Consider the following 18,475-nt stretch of genomic DNA (forward strand, 5'->3'; position numbering starts at 1 on the left):
CCGCACAGGAGCCCAAATCCATGCCATCACGCCGTCCCCCCTTCTTCGCCAGCGCCCGCGGACGCCTGCTGATTTTCAATCTGCTGGTGGTCGCCGTTACGCTGATGGTGAGCGGCGTGGCGGTGCTCGGCTTTCGTCACGCCAGTCAAATCCAGGAGCAGGTTCAGCAGCAAACGCTGGATGATATGACCGGCAGCATGAACCTGGCCCGTGATACCGCCAACGTGGCGACGGCAGCGGTGCGGCTCTCGCAGGTGGTGGGGGCGCTGGAGTACAAAGGCGAAGCCGAGCGCCTGAAGCAGATGCAAATGGCGCTGCGTCGCTCACTGGAGCAGCTTGCGGATGCACCGCTGGCGCAGCAGGAGCCGGCGCTGGTGGCGCGTATTATTCAACGAAGCAATGAGCTCCAGCAGAGCGTGACGGAGATGCTTGAGCGCGGGCAGCGACGCCATCTGGAGCGTAACGCGCTGCTGAGCTCGCTGTATCAAAGCCAGAGCTACCTGCGTCATCTGCAGGACATCAACCGCCGCTATGGCAGCAACGTACCGGATGCGCAGCAGCTGATGGAGATGGACCGGCTGATCGCTGCTGCCATCGACACCCCTTCGCCGCGCGCGACCGTTCATCAACTGGACGCGGTGGCCGCAACGCTGCCCCGAAATGCCGCGCAGCCGGTTGTGAAGAGCGTTCTGCCTGATTTTAATGCCGAGTTAGGCAAGCTCGCCCCGCTGTCGAAGCAGCTGGAAGAGAGCGATCTGGCGATAAGCTGGTATATGTTTCACATCAAGGCGCTGGTGGCGATCCTTAACAGTGACATTAATCAGTACGTCGAGCAGGTGGCGCAGGCCTCCCGGCTTCGCACGGCCCAGAGCCATCACGAGCTACAATCCATCAGCGTGTTTATCAGCATTTTCGCCGTCCTGGCGCTGATCATCACCGGGTGCGCCTGCTGGTATATCTACCGCAATCTGGCCTCTAACCTGACGGCTATTTCCCGGGCGATGTCGCGCCTTGCCCACGGCGAACAGGATGTTTCCGTTCCCGCCCTCCAGCGGCGTGATGAGCTGGGCGAGCTGGCGCGCGCGTTTAACGTTTTTGCCCGTAATACCGCCTCGCTTGAGCACACCACGCGGCTGCTGAAAGAGAAAACCACGCAGATGGAGATCGACCGTATTGAGCGTCAGGGGCTGGAAGAGGCGCTCCTGCACAGCCAGAAGATGAAGGCGGTTGGACAGCTGACCGGTGGGCTGGCGCATGATTTTAACAACCTGCTGGCGGTGATCATCGGCAGCCTTGAACTTACCGATCCTGAATCAAAAGATGCGCCGCGCATCACCCGGGCGCAGAAGGCGGCCGAGCGTGGCGCCTTACTGACGCAGCGTCTGCTGGCGTTTTCCCGCAAGCAATCCCTGACGCCGCATGCGGTAGAGATGCTGCCGCTGCTGGAGAACCTCCGGGAACTGATGCGCCACTCTTTGCCTGCCACCCTGACCCTGGAGATTGAAGCGCAAACCCCGGCGTGGCCCGCATGGATAGACGTCAGCCAGTTGGAAAACGCCATCATCAACCTGGTGATGAACGCCCGCGATGCGATGGAAGGACAAAGCGGGGTGATAAAAATCCGCACCTGGAATCAGCGCGTTACCCGCAGCGACGGGCGCCGGCAGGATATGGTGGCGCTGGAAGTGATTGACCGCGGTAGCGGCATGTCGCAGGAGGTAAAATCCCGGGTCTTTGAACCGTTCTTCACCACCAAGCAGACCGGAAGCGGGAGTGGGTTAGGCCTGTCGATGGTCTACGGCTTTGTACGCCAGTCCGGCGGGCGCGTGGAGATCGAAAGCGCGCCGGGGCAGGGAACGACCGTCCGGCTTCATCTCCCGCGCTCTGTGCTGCCCGCCGCTGCAGATGATGAAGCGCTGTCAGCCACCGACTCCGTCGATAGCGAGCGGCTGGTTCTGGTGCTGGAAGATGAGGCGGACGTCCGTCAGACCCTGTGCGAGCAGCTGCATCAGCTTGGTTACCTGACACTGGAAGCAGACAACGGCGAGCAGGCGCTGAACATGCTGGCGGCGTCACCGGATATTGGCATGTTTATCAGCGATCTGATGCTTCCCGGCAGCCTCAGTGGAGCCGAGGTGATTAGCCATGTGCGTAATCATTACCCGCAGCTTCCGGTGTTGCTGATCAGCGGCCAGGATTTACGGCCCACACACAACCCTCAACTGCCGGACGTTCAGTTACTGCGTAAGCCGTTTACGCGAGTGCAGCTGGCGCAGGCGCTGCGGAAGGTCATGGTAATTTGAGATTCCTCCGCTACCCCCGTTCCCTGTCGTTCATTATTGTAAGGCCAGTTCACCTGCGAGTCTGGCCTTATGAAACGTTACTCAACTGCTCTGTTATTTGGTCTGCTGTCACTCACCAGCCAGCTGGCTCATGCCGATATTGTTGATGATGCTATTGGCAACATTCAACAGGCGATCAATGATGCTTATAACCCCAGCAGCAGCCGCAGCGATGACGATGACGATCGTTATGACCGCAGCCGTCAAATCGACAGCCGACAGTACGACGATCGTCGTCGGCAGCTTGAAGACAGACGTCGCCGTCTCGATGAGCGTCAGCGTCAGTTGGATGACGATCGCCGTCGGTTAGAAGAAGATGAGCGCAGGTTAGAAGACGATTACGATCGAGGCTAAAGCCTGGTGGCGCTTCGCTTACGCAGGCCTACAAAACCCTGGACCGTAGGCCGGGTAAGGCGCAGCCGCCACCCGGCAAAACTCAGTCGAGTACCAATACCATCCCGTCATACCCCGCTTCAATGCCGTCGGGTAGCGAATTATTCATCATCCACACGTCAAACTGATGGCTGATATGCGTCAGGATCACCTGAGGGCAGCCAATCGTTTCGTTTAACGCAATCACGGTATTTAAGTCGCAATGATTGCGCGGCGTCTTGTCGCGCGGTTCATGGCTGCAGTCGATAATCATCGCCTGCGGCTGATTGTTGAGCAGGAACTTCACTGTTTTTTCCGGCAGCCCGGCGGTGTCGGAAAGCCAGGCCATGCGGCTGTGGGCCGATTCCAGCAAATACCCGAAGGTCAGTTTTGAATGGTTAAGCGGCAGCGGCGTAACCCGCATTCCCTGAAGTTCAAACATCACAAACGGTTCGACCGTGTGGCTGAAATCCAGAATCCCGGGGTGTTTAAACAGGTCGTCGCATCCTGCTTCGTCCGGCGGACCGTAAACCGAAATCGTCGCGCCAACGCCCCAGCGCAGGGGGAAGAGTCCCTGAACGTGATCCATATGATAATGGGTCAGCAAAAACTGCTGGAAGCTGCCCGCCGGCCAGTCGTCCATCAGATGCGGAATGCCCGCGTCCAGCAGCGTCACCGCATCGTTGAATTTGACCACCGCGCTACAGGGGCGACGGCGATAGTTGTCCTGCAGGCGCGCCCGGCGGCAGGCCGCGCAGTCGCAGCCAAAGACCGGCACCAGCTGGGCGCCACCCGTTCCCGTCAACGTAATGGTCAGACTCATAACGCACCTCTACAGCGGTTTAGTGAATCGGAAATGGCTCTGCGTATATCCTTCACGCACGTAAAAACGGTGCGCGTCGGTGCGCTTCACGCTGGTGGAGAGCTCCGTTAGCTCAGCACCAGCCTGGCGAGCGATCGCTTCCGCCCATGCCAGAAGCTGGCTGCCCACTTTGTGCCCACGCGCCTGCGGCATCACCACCAGCTCCTGGATCTCGCCGATCCAACGCGCATGGTGCAGGTGAAACTGCATGTGCAGACCGATCATGCCGATGACCTGCCCGTCCATTTCGGCAAGCTGGTAGCGCATGTTGTGATCCTGCAGGTTGGCAAGGTAGCCCGCGTGAAACGCCTGATGATCGAATTCTGCCTGCTTAAGTTCGCAGATGAGGGCATAGACAATCTGCGCATCGTCGGCAGTAGCGGGGCGAAGCTGGCAGTCAGGCATGCTGGTTCTCCTTCTGACGGATAAGCGATAAAAAGGTATCGACTGACTGTAGCAAACTTCCGTCGTTGTTGAGGATGTGGCAGTCGGACGGGGTATAGCGGGCCGCACGCTCAAGCCGCTGATCGATCTCACGGGTTGATTCACGCCCCCGACTCTGCAACCGGCTGCGCAGGACGTCCGGCGAAACCTGCAGACAAACCGGAAGCAGGGCCGTTTCGTAGCGGGCGCGCGCCTGTGGCAGATGCGCACGTGAGCCGTTAACCAGCACGTCAAAACCCGCGTGCAGCCAGAGGTCGATTTCGATGCCCACGCCATAGTAAAAGCCGTTGGCATGCCAGCTCAGCGCCAGCAGGTTTTGCCCGGCACGGGTGAAAAACTCCTGCTCGCTCAGGGCGATATGGTTTTCACTCCCTGCATTGGCCGCGCGGGTAATATAGCGGTGCGCAACCAGCAGCTGCGGATGTTCCCGCTGCCGTAAGGCGGACAGCAGGCTGTCTTTACCGGAGCCGGAGGGCCCCATTAACCAGATGAGCCTTCCCATCAGAACACCCTTTTTCCCTGACGCCAGACGTGGTCGATATGAACGTGCTCCCCCTTGCGGTGGGCCAGCACCAGATCCGCGCGTTTACCCTCGGCGATTTCACCGCGATCGTGAAGGTTAAGCGCCGAGGCCGGGTTTTTCGTCACCAGGCGAATCGCCTGCGGCAGCGTAAAGCTGTTGCCTTCGTCATCCGCCACCCGGAACGCCGCATCCAGCAGGCTGGCGGGGTAGTAGTCGGACGAGAGAATATCCAGCAGGCCGAGGGAGGCGAGCCTGCTTGCCGCGACGTTGCCGGAGTGCGATCCGCCGCGCACGATGTTCGGTGCGCCCATCAGCACGTTCATGCCGTGCCTGCGTGAGGCTTCCGCGGCTTCGAACGTGGTGGGAAATTCGGCGATCACGCTGCCAAGTCGGTGAGATTCGAGGACGTGATCGTGCGTGGCGTCGTCATGGCTGGCCAGCGCGATGTTGCGGTCACGGCACATGGCGGCAATCTTAAGGCGGTTAGGCTGCGACCACCGTGCCGCAAGCGCCAGCTGCTCTTCCTCGTAACGGGCCATCTCCGCATCGTTGAGAGAATATTTGCCCTGATAGTATTCGCGATACTTCTCAATGTTGGCGAACTGGCGCTGCCCCGGCGAGTGGTCCATCAGGGAGACCAGCGAGACCGGCTCGCGCCCGACCAGCTTTTCAAACAGCGGCAGGGTAGTGTGGTGCGGCAGCTCGCAGCGCAGGTGCAGACGGTGCTCGGCGCGGTTGAGGCCGCGTTTTTGCGTCTCCTCCACGGCGTTGATCATCTTCTCCAGATTCTCCAGGCGATCGCCGCCGTCGCGCACGTCGCCAATGGCCACCGCATCGAGCACGGTGGTGATGCCGCTGGCGACCATTAGCGCGTCGTGGCTGCTCATCGCCGAATGGGCGGGCCAGTCCACCTTCGGACGCGGGGTGAAGAATTTATCCAGATTATCGGTATGCAGTTCAATCAACCCCGGTAGCAGCCAGCCGCCTTCGCCGTCCATCGCTTCAGGGGTACGGCTCTGGGTTTCGGCAAAGGCGCGAATAACGCCTTCATGGACTTCAACCGAGCCATCAACGACTTCATTTTCCAGCACCAGCCTGACGTTATTGATAATCATGCGTTTGTCCCCATCGGGTGCAGTCTGTCCGCCACGCGGTTACGAACGGTTGCGTCGTGGAAGATCCCGACAATCGCCGCCCCGCGCGCTTTAGCCTGTTCGATCAGCTCCACCACGGCCGCGCTGTTTTTACCGTCGAGCGAGGCGGTGGGTTCATCCAGAAGTAAAATCGGGTAGTCGACGATAAACCCGCGGGCGATATTGACGCGCTGCTGCTCGCCGCCGGAAAAAGTCGACGGGGCAAGGTGCCACAGGCGCTCGGGCACGTTGAGGCGCGTCAGCAGGCTGGTGGCTTTGGCGGCGCAGGCTTCGCGCGGCACGCCGAGATCCAGCAGGGGCTGCATCACCACGTCCAGGGCGGAGATCCGCGGGATCACCCGCAGAAACTGGCTTACCCAGCCGATCGTCGTGCGGCGCACTTCCAGCACTTTACGCGCGGGAGCCTGCACCAGATCGACCCATTCATCGTTGTGGCGAATGTGAATGTGACCTTCGTCCGGGAGGTAGTTAGCGTACAGGGAGCGCAGCAGGGTGGATTTTCCGCTGCCGGAATGGCCGTGCAGCACCACGCATTCGCCGCTGCTGACCTCTAACGAGGCATTTTGCAGCACCGGCAGGCGCACGCCGTTTTGCTGGTAGAGCACAAAGGTCTTACTTACGTTTTGTACGTGGATCATGTTGGCCTCGCGATTCGTTTTGCCGGGTGGCGGCTTCGCCTTGCCCGGCCTACAGGTGCGGTGTTCGTAGGCCGGGTAAGCGCAGCGCCACCCGGCGACAGCGCCCTCAGTTCTGCAACACGGACGACACCAGCAACTGGGTGTACGGATGGTGTGGATCGTCGAGCACCCGGTCGGTTAGCCCACTTTCCACCACCTGGCCCTGCTTCATCACCAGCAGACGGTCCGCCAGCAGGCGCGCAACGCCCAGATCGTGGGTGACAATCACCACCGCAAGGTTCAGCTCCACCACCAGACCGCGCAGCAGGTCGAGCAGGCGCGCCTGCACGGAGACGTCCAGCCCGCCGGTGGGTTCGTCCATAAACACCAGCTTCGGATGGGTCACCAGGTTGCGGGCAATCTGCAGGCGCTGCTGCATCCCACCGGAGAAGGTTGTCGGCAGGTCGTCGATGCGCGAGGCGGGGATTTCCACCTCCTCCAGCCAGTGCTGGGCGGTGGCGCGGATGTTGCCGTAGTGGCGCGCGCCGGTGGCCATCAGGCGTTCGCCGATGTTGCCCCCGGCGGAGACCTGACGGCGCAGGCCGTCCATCGGGTGCTGATGCACCACGCCCCACTCGGTGCGCAGCAGGCGGCGGCGCTCGGCCTCGCTTATGCCGTAGAGGGAGCGTCCCTGATACAAGATCTCGCCGTGTTGCGGCGTCAGGCGCGCGGAGATGGACTTCAGCAGGGTGGTTTTGCCAGAGCCGGACTCGCCGACGATACCCAGCACTTCGCCCGGCCACAGCTCGAACGACACGTCGCTAAAGCCTTTGCCCGGCGCATACAGGTGAGTCAGATGATTAACCGAAAGCAGCGGTTTCATTGGCCGTTCGCCTCGCTCTGTTGGCGGCAGTAATCGGTGTCGGAGCAGACAAACATCCGTTTGCCCGTATCGTCCAGCACCACTTCATCCAGATAGCTGTGTTTGGAGCCGCAGATGGCGCACGGTTCGTCCCACTCCTGCACCGTAAACGGGTGATCGTCGAAATCGAGACTCTCCACCCGGGTGTACGGCGGGACGGCGTAGATGCGTTTTTCACGCCCGGCGCCGAACAGCTGCAGGGCGGGCATCATGTCCATCTTCGGGTTATCGAATTTCGGGATCGGCGACGGGTCCATGACGTAGCGCCCGTTTACCTTCACCGGATAGGCGTAGGTGGTGGCGATATGGCCGAAGCGGGCGATATCCTCATACAGCTTCACCTGCATTACCCCGTACTCTTCCAGCGCGTGCATGGTGCGGGTTTCGGTTTCGCGCGGCTCGATAAAGCGCAGCGGCTCCGGGATCGGCACCTGGAAAATCAAAATCTGATCTTCCGTCAGCGGGGTTTCGGGGATGCGGTGACGGGTCTGGATCAGCGTCGCGTCTTCGGTTTTTTCGGTGGTATTGACGCCGGTGACGCGCTGAAAGAAGCTGCGGATCGACACGGCGTTGGTGGTGTCGTCGGCACCCTGGTCGATGACCTTCAGCACGTCCGCCTCGCCGATCACGCTGGCGGTGATCTGAATACCGCCCGTGCCCCAGCCGTAGGGCATCGGCATTTCGCGGCCGCCGAACGGCACCTGATAGCCCGGAATGGCCACCGCTTTCAGTATCGCGCGGCGGATCATGCGTTTGGTTTGCTCGTCCAGATAGGCAAAGTTGTAGCCGCTTAAGTTAGCCATTGGTGCGCTCCCGTTGCAGGCGTTTCAGCAGTTCCAGTTCAGCCTGGAAATCGACGTAGTGCGGCAGCTTGAGGTGCGAGACAAAACCGGCGGCCTCAACGTTATCCGCGTGGGCCAGCACGAACTCTTCGTCCTGCGCCGGGCCTGCAATGTGCTCGCCGTAGTCCGATGCCTGGAGTGCGCGGTCGACCAGCGCCATTGCCATGGCTTTGCGCTCGCCGAGGCCGAACACCAGCCCGTAGCCGCGGGTAAAGTGAGGGTCTTCATTTTCGGGCGCGACAAAACCGTTCACCATTTCACACTCGGTCATCAGCAGTTCGCCGACGTTTACCGCAAAACCCAGCTCTTCCGGCACGATTTCGACGTCGATGTAGCCGCTGCGAATTTCGGCCGCAAACGGGTGGTTGCGCCCGTAGCCGCGCTGGGTGGAGTAGGCCAGCGCCAGCAGATAGCCTTCGTCGCCGCGCATCAGCTGCTGCAGGCGGGACGAGCGCGAGCACGGGTAAACCGGCGGCGTGCGGGTGATGTCATCCGGCTGCGCGCCAGAATCTTCTTCCGCCTTCGCCAGACCCTGTTTCGCCAGCAGGCTGAAGACGTGCGGAGACGGTTCTTGTTCGGCGTCAGAAGTGCTCAGCTGCAGCGCTTCGCCGTTCGCCAGCAGAGTAAAATCCAGCAGGCGATGGGTGTAGTCGTAGGTTGGGCCAAGCAGCTGGCCGCCGGGGATGTCTTTATAAACGGCAGAAATGCGGCGCTCCAGGCGCATCTCCGCCGTATTCACCGGCTCGCTGACCGCCAGGCGGGGAACGGTGGTGCGCCAGGCGCGCAGCAGGAAGATGGCTTCCACGTTGTCGCCGCTGGCCTGCTTCAGGGCCAACGCCGCCAGCTCGCGGTCGGCGATGCCGCCCTCGGTCATCACGCGGTCGACGGCAAGATTTAGCTGCTGCTCGATCTGGGCGACGCTCAGCTCGGAAAGCCGTTCATCGCCCCGTCGTCTGTGCGCCTGTAGCGCATGGGCGGCAGCGATGGCCTTCTCGCCTCCTTTGACGGCAACGTACATCAGCACACCTCCACGAGGGTGGTCCGCGGGATTGCCAGCAGGCGCTCGCCGCAGGTCAGGATCAGGTCAATGCCCAGCGGGAACGGGTGCGGGCGTTCGGTCAGCTCGTGAATGATGCACTCCGGCAGCTGCGGCGCGACCATGCGCTCGTCGGCGATGCCTGCCCCCGTGAGGCGCAGCATGCGGCCGCCGCTCAGGCTGGAGACTTGCAAAATCAGCGTGGCGCTGGTCTCCGGGGCGACGGCGCTACCTTCGCTCAGGGCGTTGAGCTGTTCATGGCTGATTTGCTCATCGGCCACGGCAAAGATTGCCTGCTGGGGCTGATCGACCAGCGGGGCGCTGGTATGAAAACGCAGGTTCTGGCTGGCGATATCGTTGGATAATGCGCCCGAAAGCCACACCGGGGTGTCGTTGTCGGCAAGCGTCAGCAGCACGCTGGTGGTCGCCAGATTCAGCGGCAGCCAGCCCTGTGAAAGCTGGTGCAGCGAAACAATCACGCCCGGCTCGCTCATCGCTTTCAGCAGGCGACGAAAACTGTGTTGGGCATCCTGGACGGCCAGGGTAAAAGCAGGTTGAAGCGTCATGCGTTGTCTCCGCGAACGAGCGTAAAGAAGTCGACCCGGCTGGTGTTCACTTCGGCCTGACGTGCGGCAATGCGCGCGTCGCGGTCGGCTTCCAGCGGGGCAATAAGGGTTTCCATTAACGTCTGGAAATAGGGTTGTTCCTGTAAAAGCGCGTCGATCACCGCGCAGCGCTCGGCGTGGGCTTTGTCGCGCCCCAGCACGTAGCTGTAGCCCAGCGTGCCGCTGTTCAGGCGGATTGCGGCGCGGGTGAGGGTGGCGTCTCCGGCGAAGAAGCGCTCGCCGGTGCCGCCCATGCGCGCCTGGATCTGAACGAGGCCGATCTCCGGGGCGCGGAGGGTGTCGTAATCGGGTGCCAGACTCAGGGCGCTCATGCGGGCAGAGAGCACGGCAGGCTGGCTGTGGGCCAGAACGCGCATCCAGCGCTGTCGGGTGGAGGTATCGAAGTGCATTCAGTGCTCCATGGTGAATTCGATCATGTCGGCGCGGGTCAGGCTGACGGAGTATTCCGTCGCGTTGATCTCGCCGTCACGGTGGTTGAGGGTGCGTACGCAGAGCAGCGGGGCCATATTGGGAATTTCGAGCACCTTGCTCTCTTTCGCCTGCGCGCGACGGGCGCTGATGCGCGTCTGGGTACGTTTAAGCGCAATGCCTGTCGCACCCTGAAGAAAATCATGCAGCGAGCCGCTGGAGAAATGCTGGAGTACAGGCCAGAGGGCGAGGTCCGCGAAGTAGTGGTCTATCTGACACACCGCCACGCCGTTAACGCGGCGCAGGGTGCGCAGATGAATGACGTTATCGCCCTCCTGAATGCCCAGCGCGTCCGCCACGTGGTTGGAGGCCGGGCGCAATACCGAGAGCAGCTTTTCGCTGGTCGGATGGCTGCCCTGATCCAGCAGGTTCTGGCTAAAGCGCGCCTGGGCGTTTAGCGGGTAGTCGAACGGGCGCATCAGCACCAGCACGCCCACGCCCTGACGGCGCTGGACCCAGCCGCGCTCGACCAGCTGGTCAATGGCGCGGCGCAGGGTGTGTCGGTTCACCTCATAGCGGTCGGCAAGCTGCTGCTCGGCGGGGAGGTAGTCCCCGCAGCGGTAGTGCGTGCGCAGCTCCACTTCGAGCTTTGCCGCAATCTCTTGCCAGCGGGTGGGGTAACTGGTCGGATGTCTGGATAAGTGCATAGAAAACAAAGCCTCGCTTCTCAGATGAAGTGCTTACGCAAACGTTGAGAGAGAAAATCCAGAAGGCTGACGGTGAGGATGATGAGCACCATCAGGGCGCAGGTTTGCTGGAACTGGAAACCGCGAATCGCTTCCCACAGGGTGACGCCAATCCCGCCTGCGCCCACCATGCCGACCACGGTGGCGGAGCGGACGTTGGACTCAAAGCGGTACAGGGAGTAGGAGATCAGCAGCGGCATCACCTGCGGCAGGACGCCGTAAAGGATCTCTTCGATTTTATTGGCGCCCGTTGCGCGGATGCCTTCCACCGGGCCGGGCTCGATGGCTTCGACCGCTTCGGAGAGTAGCTTGGAAAGCACGCCGGTGGTGTGGATGAACAGCGCCATCACGCCGGCGAACGGGCCCAGGCCGACGGCGACCACGAACAGCATCGCAAAGACCATTTCGTTGATGGCGCGACAGGCGTCCATCAGGCGACGCATCGGCTGATACACCCACCACGGCACGATGTTTTCGGCGCTCATCAGGCCAAATGGAATGGAGAGAACGACGGCAAGGGCGGTACCCCAGACGGCGATTTGCAGTGTAACCGCCATTTCGCTGAGATAGTCCTGCCACTGGCTGAAGTCCGGCGGGAAGAAGTCGGCGGCGAAGGTCGCCATGTTGCCAGCGTCTTTGAAGAGCAGCAGCGGATCCATTTCCGCGCCCTTCCAGGAGATAACCAGCACCGCCAGCAGGATTGCCCAGCTTATGAGCGAGAACCAGCTGCGCTTCGGCGGTGGGAGGGTGATGGTTTGCATGTGTTACCCCGCGAATCTTTGTGTGCCGGATGGCGCTACGCTTATCCGGCCTACGATCCAAAATGTAGGCCCGGTAAGCGCAGCGCCACCGGGCGAAAAGCGTTACTGCACCGCTTTATTCACGTTGGTCATTGCACCGAGCGCGGCGGTCAGGCGGTCGAGGTCTTCCAGCTGGGCCTGAATGGTGGCCACTTTGCTGGTCTTCTCCTCGTCCTTCAGCCCTTTGTTGTCCTTCACGCCCTGCATCTCTTTAAACAACGCCAGCTGACGAATCGGGACCAGCTGCAGGTCGCTTGACGGGCGGAACGGTGCCCAGCCCAGACGCTCCAGGACCGCTTTCTCTTCCGGCGTTTTGCCATAGGTCATAAAGAAGTCGTACACCTTGTCCTTGGTGCTTTCAGACAGGTTTTTACGCCACACGATCGGGTCGCCGGGGATCAGCGGCGATTTCCAGATAACCTTGATCTCTTTCAGCTTGTCCGGCGCTGAGGTTTTCAGCTTGTCGAGGTTCTCGGTGTTGTTAGTGGCAACGTCCACCTGCTTGTTGGCCACGGCCAGGGCGTTGGTTTCGTGGCTGGCGTTCACCGTGCGTTTGAAGTCGCTGGCGGAGGCGTTGTTTTTGGCGAAGACGTAGTAGCCGGGGACAAGATAACCGGAGGTGGAGTTCGGGTCGCCGTTGCCGAAGGTCAACTCTTTGCGTTTGGCGAGCATGTCGTTGAGGTTGTTGATCGGGCTGTCTTTGTTCACGATCAGCACGCTCCAGTAGCCAGGGGAGCCATCTGCGGCAACGGTCTGGGCAAAGACCTGGCCGTTCGCGCGGTCCACCGCTTCCATGGCGGAGAGGTTGCCGTACCAGGCGATGTCCACTTTATTAAAGCGCATCCCCTGGATGATGCCCGCGTAGTCCGGGGCGAAGAAGGCGTTCACTTTGATCCCCAGCTTGGTTTCCATATCTTTCAGGAACGGTTCCCACTGAGGCTTCAGGTTCTGCTGTGATTCCGTCGAAATAATGCCGAAGTTCAGCGCTTTTTCCTGCTCTTCCGCATACGCTGGGCTTAACAGGGTGCTGATGCTGAACATGCTGGTAAAGGCCAGCGCGGCAACGGCTTTGTAGCTCATGTACTTTCCTCGGATCGGGTTTAATTAAGCAGCCTGCGCGTTCTCTTCGACGCGGTTAATGCTGCGGTAGAGATGGTCAAAACGTTCGTTATCAAACTGATGGCTCGCGCCATCAAAGAACACGTGTCCCTGACGCAGGGCGACAATGCGTTCGCAGTAGCGCAGGGCGTAATCCACCTGATGCAGCGTGACCACCACGGTGATGCCGTCGTTCTGGTTAATGTCGCGCAGGGTCTCCATCACGATGCGGGCGGACTCCGGGTCCAGCGAGGCAATGGGTTCGTCAGCGAGAATGATTTGCGCTTTTTGCATCAGGGCGCGGGCAATGGCGACGCGCTGCTGTTGTCCACCGGACAGGGTGGAGACGCGCTGGTGGGCGAAATGCGCCATGCCGACGCGGGTCAGCGCTTGTAAGGCTTCCTGCTTCTGGGAAGGGGAGAACCAGCGCAGGCAGGTACGCCAGAACGGGGTGCTGCCGAGCGCGCCAATCAGCACGTTCTCCAGCACCGTCAGGCGGTTCACCAGGTTGAACTGCTGGAAGATGTAGCCCGTCTGGGCGCGGCTCTTGCGGATATCGCTGGCGAGACGCCCCGCGCGCTGTACGGTATTGCCCAGCAGCTCGACATGGCTTTCCGGCGTTTTATCGCAGGTGATAAGGCCGCTTAAATGACGCAGTAGGGTGGATTTACCTGAACCGGATGGCCCCAGCAGCGCCACCATTTCGCCCTGCTGGACGGTCAGATCAACGGCATGCAGAGCCTTATTGTGATTGAAGGTCTTGCTCAGTTTCTCGACGCGGATGACGGTTTGCATGTGCTGGGCCTCACGATAAATGTGGCCTCATGCTGGCGCATCAATGTGACATTTTGGTTAAGTCTGGGTTGCGGGAGTTTGAAGAGTTGAGCGGAGTTTGATGACAATCACCGTAGGCCCGGTCAGCGCAGCGCCACCGGGCGCTGTTGCCGGCTGCGCTGCGCTTATCCGGCCTACGATGTTTGGTGTTGCTTAACGACGTTAATCATCCACGGCACGCCGTATTTATCGGTGACTTTACCGAAACCGTGTGCCCAGAAGGTTTCCTGCCAGGCCATTTCGATATTGCCGCCCGCGGCGAGGTTGTCGAACCAGCGCTTGCCTTCATTGACGTCCTGGGTATCGAGTACCAGCGTGAAACCCGCGTACTGCGTGTTGCTGCCCGGCGGCATCCCGTCGCTCATCATGATATCGCTGCCCGCAATGCGAACGTTGGAGTGAGCGATAGCCGAATCCGGAAATTGCATACCGGAAGGACAGCCTTCATCGCTGTTATCGCTTTTTGGCATTTCGCCGAAGGTGATTTTATAGAGAAGTTCTGCGCCGACGGCTTGCTGGTAGAAGGCGGTGGCCTCTGCGCAGTTGCCGGCGAAAGAGATGTAGGGACTTAACGGCATAATCTTTACCTCACGTAAGAAAAGCCCGTTAAGTGTAGTTCCCGAAAGCCCGGTAAGCGAAGCGCCACCGGGCGGGTAAATCAGTTCTTTTTCACGAACTCTGATTTCAGCTTCATCGGACCGAAGCCGTCAATTTTGCAGTCGATATTATGATCGCCTTCAACCAGACGGATATTCTTCACTTTGGTACCAATCTTCAGCATGGAAGAACTGCCTTTCACTTTCAGATCTTTAACCACGGTAACGCTGTCGCCGTCCGCCAGCAGATTGCCGTTCGCATCTTTTACGACAAGTGCATCAGCGTCGTGGGATGGTTCGGCATCATTCCATTCGTGAGCGCATTCCGGGCAGATGAACATGCCATTATCTTCATAGGTGTATTCAGAATTGCATTTTGGGCAATGTGGGAGTGACATATCGGTATCCTCAAAAAAGTGTAAACGCGCTGGAAAGTGCCAGCTAAATGACGGCAGCGTGCCGAAAAAGGCGGCAAGTATAGCGCAAATCCACACGGTTGTCGGTGATATTGTGAATTAAAAAAATGCAAAAAGCGTATCGGGAGTGACACTTCCTGTCAGTCAGTTAAGCGATGCTTACGTCATTAACACGGTGGAAAGAATGGGGGCTAAATATATCGAATATTTTATTGCGGCAAATTGCTACGCTCCTCCATTTCGGATAAGGTGAAGCGACTCATTGTTATTTATCTCCTGACTTCGCTGCCAAACATATCTTATGGCAGGGGCGTATTACCTCTTTTTTTAGGGGGATAAATAATGATGATATATCCTGAAGTTTCTTAAAAATGGGCTACGCTTTTTTCTTTTGGCCGTCAGGCCAGGAGGGGAGCTATACACGCCATGCAAGGATAGCGAATTATTTCTGATTATCATCAATCAGTTATATTTCGGCGGACATGTTTTCCACACGTGATCATATAAGCCTGAACAACATAATTAATACCAGTGGCTTAATAAAAGTAATAAATTTGCGTTAAGGAAAGGCTTTTATCATGCACACACAGACCATTTTTGAATTAAGCCAGGAAGCTGAGCGTTTGTTACAGCTCGCCCTGCAAAATCTTGATACGTTGAAATCAATGCCGACTGCGATGCTGGAGAGCACAGCGGCTGCCATTACGGGTGAAAAGAACAACGTTTTACCTTTGCATTTTAGTGCGCGCGGTGTCGACGCGCAGCAGGCGATGCTGAATAATGAATTACGGAAAATAACCCGGCTGGAAATGGTCCTGGCTATTGTTGGCACCATGAAAGCGGGGAAATCGACCACCATTAATGCGATTGTGGGTACCGAAGTGTTGCCGAACCGCAATCGTCCGATGACGGCGCTACCTACCCTGATTCGCCATACGCCGGGTCAGAAGGACCCGGTGCTGCATTTCTCACATGCCTCGCCGATTGATGATTTGATTCAACTGCTTCAGAAAAAGCTCTGCGACTACGATCGCGGGAAGCTGGCCCAGCATCTGGAAATTGATAAAGACATGAATACGCTGCTGGAGCGCATTGAAAAAGGAGAAGCTTTTGAGAAGCATCACCTGGGCGCGCAGCCGATATTTCATTGTCTGAAAAGCCTCAACGACCTGGTGAGACTTTCCCAGGCGTTAGGCGTGGAGTTTCCTTTCTCTGAATATGCCGCCATCGAACATATTCCGGTGATTGAAGTGGAGTTCGTGCATCTTGCGGGTCTGGATGCTCACCTCGGACAGCTGACGCTGCTCGATACGCCCGGACCAAATGAGGCCGGACAGCCGCATCTGCAAAAAATGCTCAACGAGCAGTTGTCCCGCGCGTCGGCAGTGCTGGCCGTGATGGATTATACCCAGCTTAAATCGATCTCTGATGAAGAAGTCCGCCAGGCCATCTCCGCGGCGGGAAAATCCGTGCCGCTGTATGCGCTGGTCAATAAGTTCGATCAGAAAGATCGCAATAGCGACGATGAAGAGCAGATCCGGGCGATGATCTCCGGCACCTTAATGAAAGGCAATATTTCGCCTGGTCAGATCTATCCCGTTTCCTCCATGTGGGCGTATCTGGCGAACCGCGCTCGCTACGAGATGAGTACCCACGGACAGCTGCCGGATCATCAGGAGCAACCCTGGGTGCAGGATTTTGCCGAGGCTGCGCTTGGGCGGCGCTGGCGTACGGCTGACCTGGACGATATCGATCATATTCGTCATTCTGCCGATTTGCTCTGGGAAGACTCCCTCTTCGAACAACCCATACGCAAATTGATTTACGCCGCCTATGCCAATGCCTCGCTTTACGCGCTGCGTTCGGCCTCGCATAAGCTGCTCAACTACGCACAAAATGCCCGGGAGTACCTCGACTTCCGCTATCAGGGTCTGACGGTTGCCTTTGAGGCGCTGGAACTGAATATCGCACGTCTGGAAGAGGACATGGCGCTTCTGCAGACGCGCCAGAGCGTGGTGAGCGATGAGGTGAAACATGAAGTTGAGGAGGCGCTGAACGCCACTGCGGACTTTATGGGGGCCCAAAAAACCGCGCTTAACCAGGCGATTGGCGAGGTGTTCAGCGCTCAGCATATTCGTGATTTGGCAGGCATCGATCGGCAGACCCCTCACGGTGACGAGCTGAAGCAGCTGGTTCTGGACGACGAAGGGCAGGCGCAGATTGCGCTGAGTAAAATCCGCTCCTCCTGCGAGCGGGTGATGCTGGATGCGCAGACGAAGATTTGCCGGGAGCTGGCGCTACGCTTCGACCAGCTTGAGTCCACGCTGGCGCGTTCCCTGAACGAAGCTATGCGCCCCATCGAAACGCGTATTAAAGAGCATCTCAGCCATGCGGGTTTTCGGGCGCGAATCAGTTTCCCGGCGTTTCAGGCTCACCAGCTTAACTTCAACACGCGGGCGCTGTTTAATGATGCGATTGCGCAGGATGACAGCCAGGCAGGCCCGCCATCGGGTGGGGGCAGCATGCGAGAGACGGTCTCTCGCTGGCTCAATAATCCGGGCTGGGGCTGGGATGAGTATGTGGAAACGCGCACGCGCTATGTTATCGACATTGCGCAGCTACATGACAAATTTAAGCAACATATTGAACAGTTTTGTGAACAAATCCGTAAAGCTTTGTCCGCGCAGGTCGATGTCTCTGTTACGGCAGGAATGGCAACGTTCTTTGCAGAATTTTCGTTGTGCCTGACCGGGTTACAGGAAAGCTTGCGTGATAGCCTCGCAGTGCGTCAACAGAATGAGCATTCAACCCGAGCGCTCTGCCAGTTGTTGAAGCAAAGTATCACTACTGCGACGTGGATACAGGAAGATACCCGACTGTTACGCGATGATATTCAAACTCTATTCGCGGCAGAGCAACCATGACAACACCACTACTGGACGGCCCCGGGCGAACGCTGGAGTGTATTAATCCAAAATTTATGGTCGATCTGGTGCAGGGGGGAGACGCGGCGCGTCATTCTCATCTGGGACCACAACAGCTTCAGTTTCGCGAGCGTTTGACTCAGGAAATCATGACGCATACCCGACTACGCCCCTGGGCGATGGCGGGTATGCTCAATGAAAATGCAGCGCTGCGCCTGGGGTTGGCGGAAAAACTGGCCGGCATGCTTGATCCGGGTCATCTGGCGCTGACGCTGATGGCAGATAAGCTGATTGCTTTGCGCCAGCAGACTCACCCGCGCGCGCCGCAATCCCCTGGGCTGATGCAGCAATACGGTGAACTCGCCTCTCATTTTACCCAACGTGCAGCATATAAAGAAAAGGCGCTGACCCAGCGCGGGCTCACGGTGCAGGCGGGCGAGCACAGCGAGCAGATTTTTACCCGCTGGCGGGCCGGGCATTATGATGGCTGGTCGCTGGCCGGGCGCTGTTTTATCGTGCTGGAAGAGCTTCGCTGGGGGGCATTTGGTGATGCATGCCGCCTCGCGAATGAAGATGTGGTGGCAATGCTTAAGGATAACCTGCGCAGCATGGCGGCTAACTATCTGGCGCAAGGCATCAATGCATCCCCTACGACCCGCCATTTCTATCACCAGTGGCTGACAACGCCGGCCTCTCCGGGTTTAATCGATCATAAAGACATGCTGGGGTGGCTGGGGGACTGGTGTCAGGCGGATCAACATCCGGTGAGCTGGTCAGTGACGCAAAACTGGCAGACCGTCGCGCTGGGTATGCCAAGGCTCTGTTCAGCAAAACGGTTGGTGGACGCGATGGTAGAAGAGATTTTTGGGTAAACTCCGCACCCTAACCCTCTCCCCGCGGGGAAGAGGGTATG

20 protein-coding genes are annotated in these 18,475 nt (G+C 58.9%); 4 read left to right on the forward strand and 16 right to left on the reverse strand.

Features of this window, described 5'->3' with window-relative positions; translation table 11 throughout:
- Positions 1-20: 20 nt before the first annotated feature.
- Positions 21-2,303 carry an ATP-binding protein gene (locus V1566_RS04600; protein WP_395305191.1) on the forward strand — a complete coding sequence of 761 codons (2,283 nt, stop codon included), beginning with the start codon at positions 21-23 and terminating at the stop codon, positions 2,301-2,303.
- Between the two features lie 69 nt (positions 2,304-2,372).
- On the forward strand, positions 2,373-2,696 hold the full coding sequence (gene yjdP, locus V1566_RS04605) for a DDRRRQL repeat protein YjdP (RefSeq protein WP_395305192.1): 324 nt from the start codon (positions 2,373-2,375) through the stop codon (positions 2,694-2,696).
- Positions 2,697-2,778: 82 nt separating this feature from the next.
- Here the strand turns inward: yjdP and phnP are convergent, their stop codons facing one another.
- The 16 genes from phnP to V1566_RS04685 all read right to left on the reverse strand — a co-directional run bounded on the left by phnP (position 2,779) and on the right by V1566_RS04685 (position 14,620).
- Positions 2,779-3,537 carry a phosphonate metabolism protein PhnP gene (phnP, locus tag V1566_RS04610; RefSeq protein WP_395305193.1) on the reverse strand — a complete coding sequence of 253 codons (759 nt, stop codon included), beginning with the start codon at positions 3,535-3,537 and terminating at the stop codon, positions 2,779-2,781.
- Positions 3,538-3,546: 9 nt separating this feature from the next.
- A complete protein-coding gene (gene phnO, locus V1566_RS04615; protein WP_395305194.1) occupies positions 3,547-3,981 on the reverse strand; it encodes an aminoalkylphosphonate N-acetyltransferase in 435 nt (144 codons plus the stop codon).
- Complete coding sequence (gene phnN / locus V1566_RS04620) at positions 3,974-4,525, reverse strand: ribose 1,5-bisphosphokinase (RefSeq protein WP_395305956.1); 552 nt, start codon at positions 4,523-4,525, stop codon at positions 3,974-3,976. The genes phnO and phnN overlap by 8 nt, the downstream gene beginning before the upstream one ends.
- Positions 4,522-5,658 carry an alpha-D-ribose 1-methylphosphonate 5-triphosphate diphosphatase gene (gene phnM, locus V1566_RS04625; protein WP_395305195.1) on the reverse strand — a complete coding sequence of 379 codons (1,137 nt, stop codon included), beginning with the start codon at positions 5,656-5,658 and terminating at the stop codon, positions 4,522-4,524. Before phnM ends, phnN begins: the two co-directional genes overlap by 4 nt.
- Entirely contained in the window at positions 5,655-6,335 is a 681-nt protein-coding gene (gene phnL, locus V1566_RS04630; RefSeq protein ID WP_395305196.1) for a phosphonate C-P lyase system protein PhnL, read from the reverse strand. Before phnL ends, phnM begins: the two co-directional genes overlap by 4 nt.
- Before the next feature lie 106 nt (positions 6,336-6,441).
- Positions 6,442-7,197, reverse strand: coding sequence for a phosphonate C-P lyase system protein PhnK (phnK, locus tag V1566_RS04635; RefSeq protein ID WP_213329605.1), 756 nt, complete (start codon positions 7,195-7,197; stop codon positions 6,442-6,444).
- The gene (gene phnJ, locus V1566_RS04640) at positions 7,194-8,039 is read right to left on the reverse strand and encodes an alpha-D-ribose 1-methylphosphonate 5-phosphate C-P-lyase PhnJ (protein WP_023310087.1); all 846 of its coding nucleotides are present in this window, start codon (positions 8,037-8,039) and stop codon (positions 7,194-7,196) included. The genes phnK and phnJ overlap by 4 nt, the downstream gene beginning before the upstream one ends.
- The gene (locus V1566_RS04645; protein WP_395305197.1) at positions 8,032-9,096 is read right to left on the reverse strand and encodes a carbon-phosphorus lyase complex subunit PhnI; all 1,065 of its coding nucleotides are present in this window, start codon (positions 9,094-9,096) and stop codon (positions 8,032-8,034) included. Before V1566_RS04645 ends, phnJ begins: the two co-directional genes overlap by 8 nt.
- The gene (phnH, locus tag V1566_RS04650; RefSeq protein ID WP_395305198.1) at positions 9,096-9,680 is read right to left on the reverse strand and encodes a phosphonate C-P lyase system protein PhnH; all 585 of its coding nucleotides are present in this window, start codon (positions 9,678-9,680) and stop codon (positions 9,096-9,098) included. The genes V1566_RS04645 and phnH overlap by 1 nt, the downstream gene beginning before the upstream one ends.
- Positions 9,677-10,129, reverse strand: coding sequence for a phosphonate C-P lyase system protein PhnG (phnG, locus tag V1566_RS04655; protein ID WP_395305199.1), 453 nt, complete (start codon positions 10,127-10,129; stop codon positions 9,677-9,679). The genes phnH and phnG overlap by 4 nt, the downstream gene beginning before the upstream one ends.
- Positions 10,130-10,855 (reverse strand): phosphonate metabolism transcriptional regulator PhnF, encoded by a 726-nt coding sequence (phnF, locus tag V1566_RS04660; protein ID WP_395305200.1) that lies wholly within the window; start codon positions 10,853-10,855, stop codon positions 10,130-10,132.
- 20 nt (positions 10,856-10,875) lie between these two features.
- On the reverse strand, positions 10,876-11,655 hold the full coding sequence (phnE, locus tag V1566_RS04665; protein WP_223562212.1) for a phosphonate ABC transporter, permease protein PhnE: 780 nt from the start codon (positions 11,653-11,655) through the stop codon (positions 10,876-10,878).
- A gap of 102 nt (positions 11,656-11,757) precedes the next feature.
- The gene (phnD, locus tag V1566_RS04670) at positions 11,758-12,774 is read right to left on the reverse strand and encodes a phosphonate ABC transporter substrate-binding protein (RefSeq protein WP_395305201.1); all 1,017 of its coding nucleotides are present in this window, start codon (positions 12,772-12,774) and stop codon (positions 11,758-11,760) included.
- A 24-nt stretch (positions 12,775-12,798) separates the two neighbouring features.
- Positions 12,799-13,587: a phosphonate ABC transporter ATP-binding protein gene (gene phnC, locus V1566_RS04675; RefSeq protein WP_023334215.1), complete on the reverse strand. Its 789-nt coding sequence runs from the start codon at positions 13,585-13,587 to the stop codon at positions 12,799-12,801.
- Between the two features lie 173 nt (positions 13,588-13,760).
- Positions 13,761-14,204, reverse strand: a complete 444-nt coding sequence (gene yjdN, locus V1566_RS04680) for a VOC family metalloprotein YjdN (protein ID WP_395305202.1) — start codon at positions 14,202-14,204, stop codon at positions 13,761-13,763.
- Between the two features lie 80 nt (positions 14,205-14,284).
- Complete coding sequence (locus V1566_RS04685; protein WP_023334217.1) at positions 14,285-14,620, reverse strand: zinc ribbon domain-containing protein YjdM; 336 nt, start codon at positions 14,618-14,620, stop codon at positions 14,285-14,287.
- A 596-nt stretch (positions 14,621-15,216) separates the two neighbouring features.
- On the opposite strand from V1566_RS04685, the gene crfC reads away from it, so the two are divergent.
- Together crfC and V1566_RS04695 are read left to right on the forward strand one after the other, a co-directional pair.
- Complete coding sequence (crfC, locus tag V1566_RS04690; protein ID WP_395305203.1) at positions 15,217-17,562, forward strand: clamp-binding protein CrfC; 2,346 nt, start codon at positions 15,217-15,219, stop codon at positions 17,560-17,562.
- Positions 17,559-18,434, forward strand: coding sequence for a diguanylate cyclase regulator RdcB family protein (locus tag V1566_RS04695; RefSeq protein ID WP_395305204.1), 876 nt, complete (start codon positions 17,559-17,561; stop codon positions 18,432-18,434). Before crfC ends, V1566_RS04695 begins: the two co-directional genes overlap by 4 nt.
- The last annotated feature ends 41 nt before the right edge of the window (positions 18,435-18,475 follow it).

It is taken from the genome of Enterobacter sp. ECC-019 (assembly GCF_043974075.1).
Lineage (GTDB): Bacteria > Pseudomonadota > Gammaproteobacteria > Enterobacterales > Enterobacteriaceae > Enterobacter > Enterobacter asburiae_D.

Excerpts from the sequence above, each read along its gene's own strand:
- phnC (WP_023334215.1), bottom strand. The coding sequence starts at position 13,587 with ATGCAAACCGTCATCCGCGTCGAGAAACTGAGCAAGACCTTCAATCAC.
- phnK (WP_213329605.1), bottom strand. The coding sequence starts at position 7,197 with ATGAAACCGCTGCTTTCGGTTAATCATCTGACTCACCTGTATGCGCCG.
- phnH (WP_395305198.1), bottom strand. The coding sequence starts at position 9,680 with ATGACGCTTCAACCTGCTTTTACCCTGGCCGTCCAGGATGCCCAACAC.
- V1566_RS04685 (WP_023334217.1), bottom strand. The coding sequence starts at position 14,620 with ATGTCACTCCCACATTGCCCAAAATGCAATTCTGAATACACCTATGAA.
- phnF (WP_395305200.1), bottom strand. The coding sequence starts at position 10,855 with ATGCACTTATCCAGACATCCGACCAGTTACCCCACCCGCTGGCAAGAG.
- phnP (WP_395305193.1), bottom strand. The coding sequence starts at position 3,537 with ATGAGTCTGACCATTACGTTGACGGGAACGGGTGGCGCCCAGCTGGTG.
- phnE (WP_223562212.1), bottom strand. The coding sequence starts at position 11,655 with ATGCAAACCATCACCCTCCCACCGCCGAAGCGCAGCTGGTTCTCGCTC.
- V1566_RS04695 (WP_395305204.1), top strand. The coding sequence starts at position 17,559 with ATGACAACACCACTACTGGACGGCCCCGGGCGAACGCTGGAGTGTATT.
- phnO (WP_395305194.1), bottom strand. The coding sequence starts at position 3,981 with ATGCCTGACTGCCAGCTTCGCCCCGCTACTGCCGACGATGCGCAGATT.
- phnL (WP_395305196.1), bottom strand. The coding sequence starts at position 6,335 with ATGATCCACGTACAAAACGTAAGTAAGACCTTTGTGCTCTACCAGCAA.
- V1566_RS04600 (WP_395305191.1), top strand. The coding sequence starts at position 21 with ATGCCATCACGCCGTCCCCCCTTCTTCGCCAGCGCCCGCGGACGCCTG.
- phnG (WP_395305199.1), bottom strand. The coding sequence starts at position 10,129 with ATGCACTTCGATACCTCCACCCGACAGCGCTGGATGCGCGTTCTGGCC.
- phnJ (WP_023310087.1), bottom strand. The coding sequence starts at position 8,039 with ATGGCTAACTTAAGCGGCTACAACTTTGCCTATCTGGACGAGCAAACC.
- yjdN (WP_395305202.1), bottom strand. The coding sequence starts at position 14,204 with ATGCCGTTAAGTCCCTACATCTCTTTCGCCGGCAACTGCGCAGAGGCC.
- yjdP (WP_395305192.1), top strand. The coding sequence starts at position 2,373 with ATGAAACGTTACTCAACTGCTCTGTTATTTGGTCTGCTGTCACTCACC.
- crfC (WP_395305203.1), top strand. The coding sequence starts at position 15,217 with ATGCACACACAGACCATTTTTGAATTAAGCCAGGAAGCTGAGCGTTTG.
- phnM (WP_395305195.1), bottom strand. The coding sequence starts at position 5,658 with ATGATTATCAATAACGTCAGGCTGGTGCTGGAAAATGAAGTCGTTGAT.
- V1566_RS04645 (WP_395305197.1), bottom strand. The coding sequence starts at position 9,096 with ATGTACGTTGCCGTCAAAGGAGGCGAGAAGGCCATCGCTGCCGCCCAT.
- phnD (WP_395305201.1), bottom strand. The coding sequence starts at position 12,774 with ATGAGCTACAAAGCCGTTGCCGCGCTGGCCTTTACCAGCATGTTCAGC.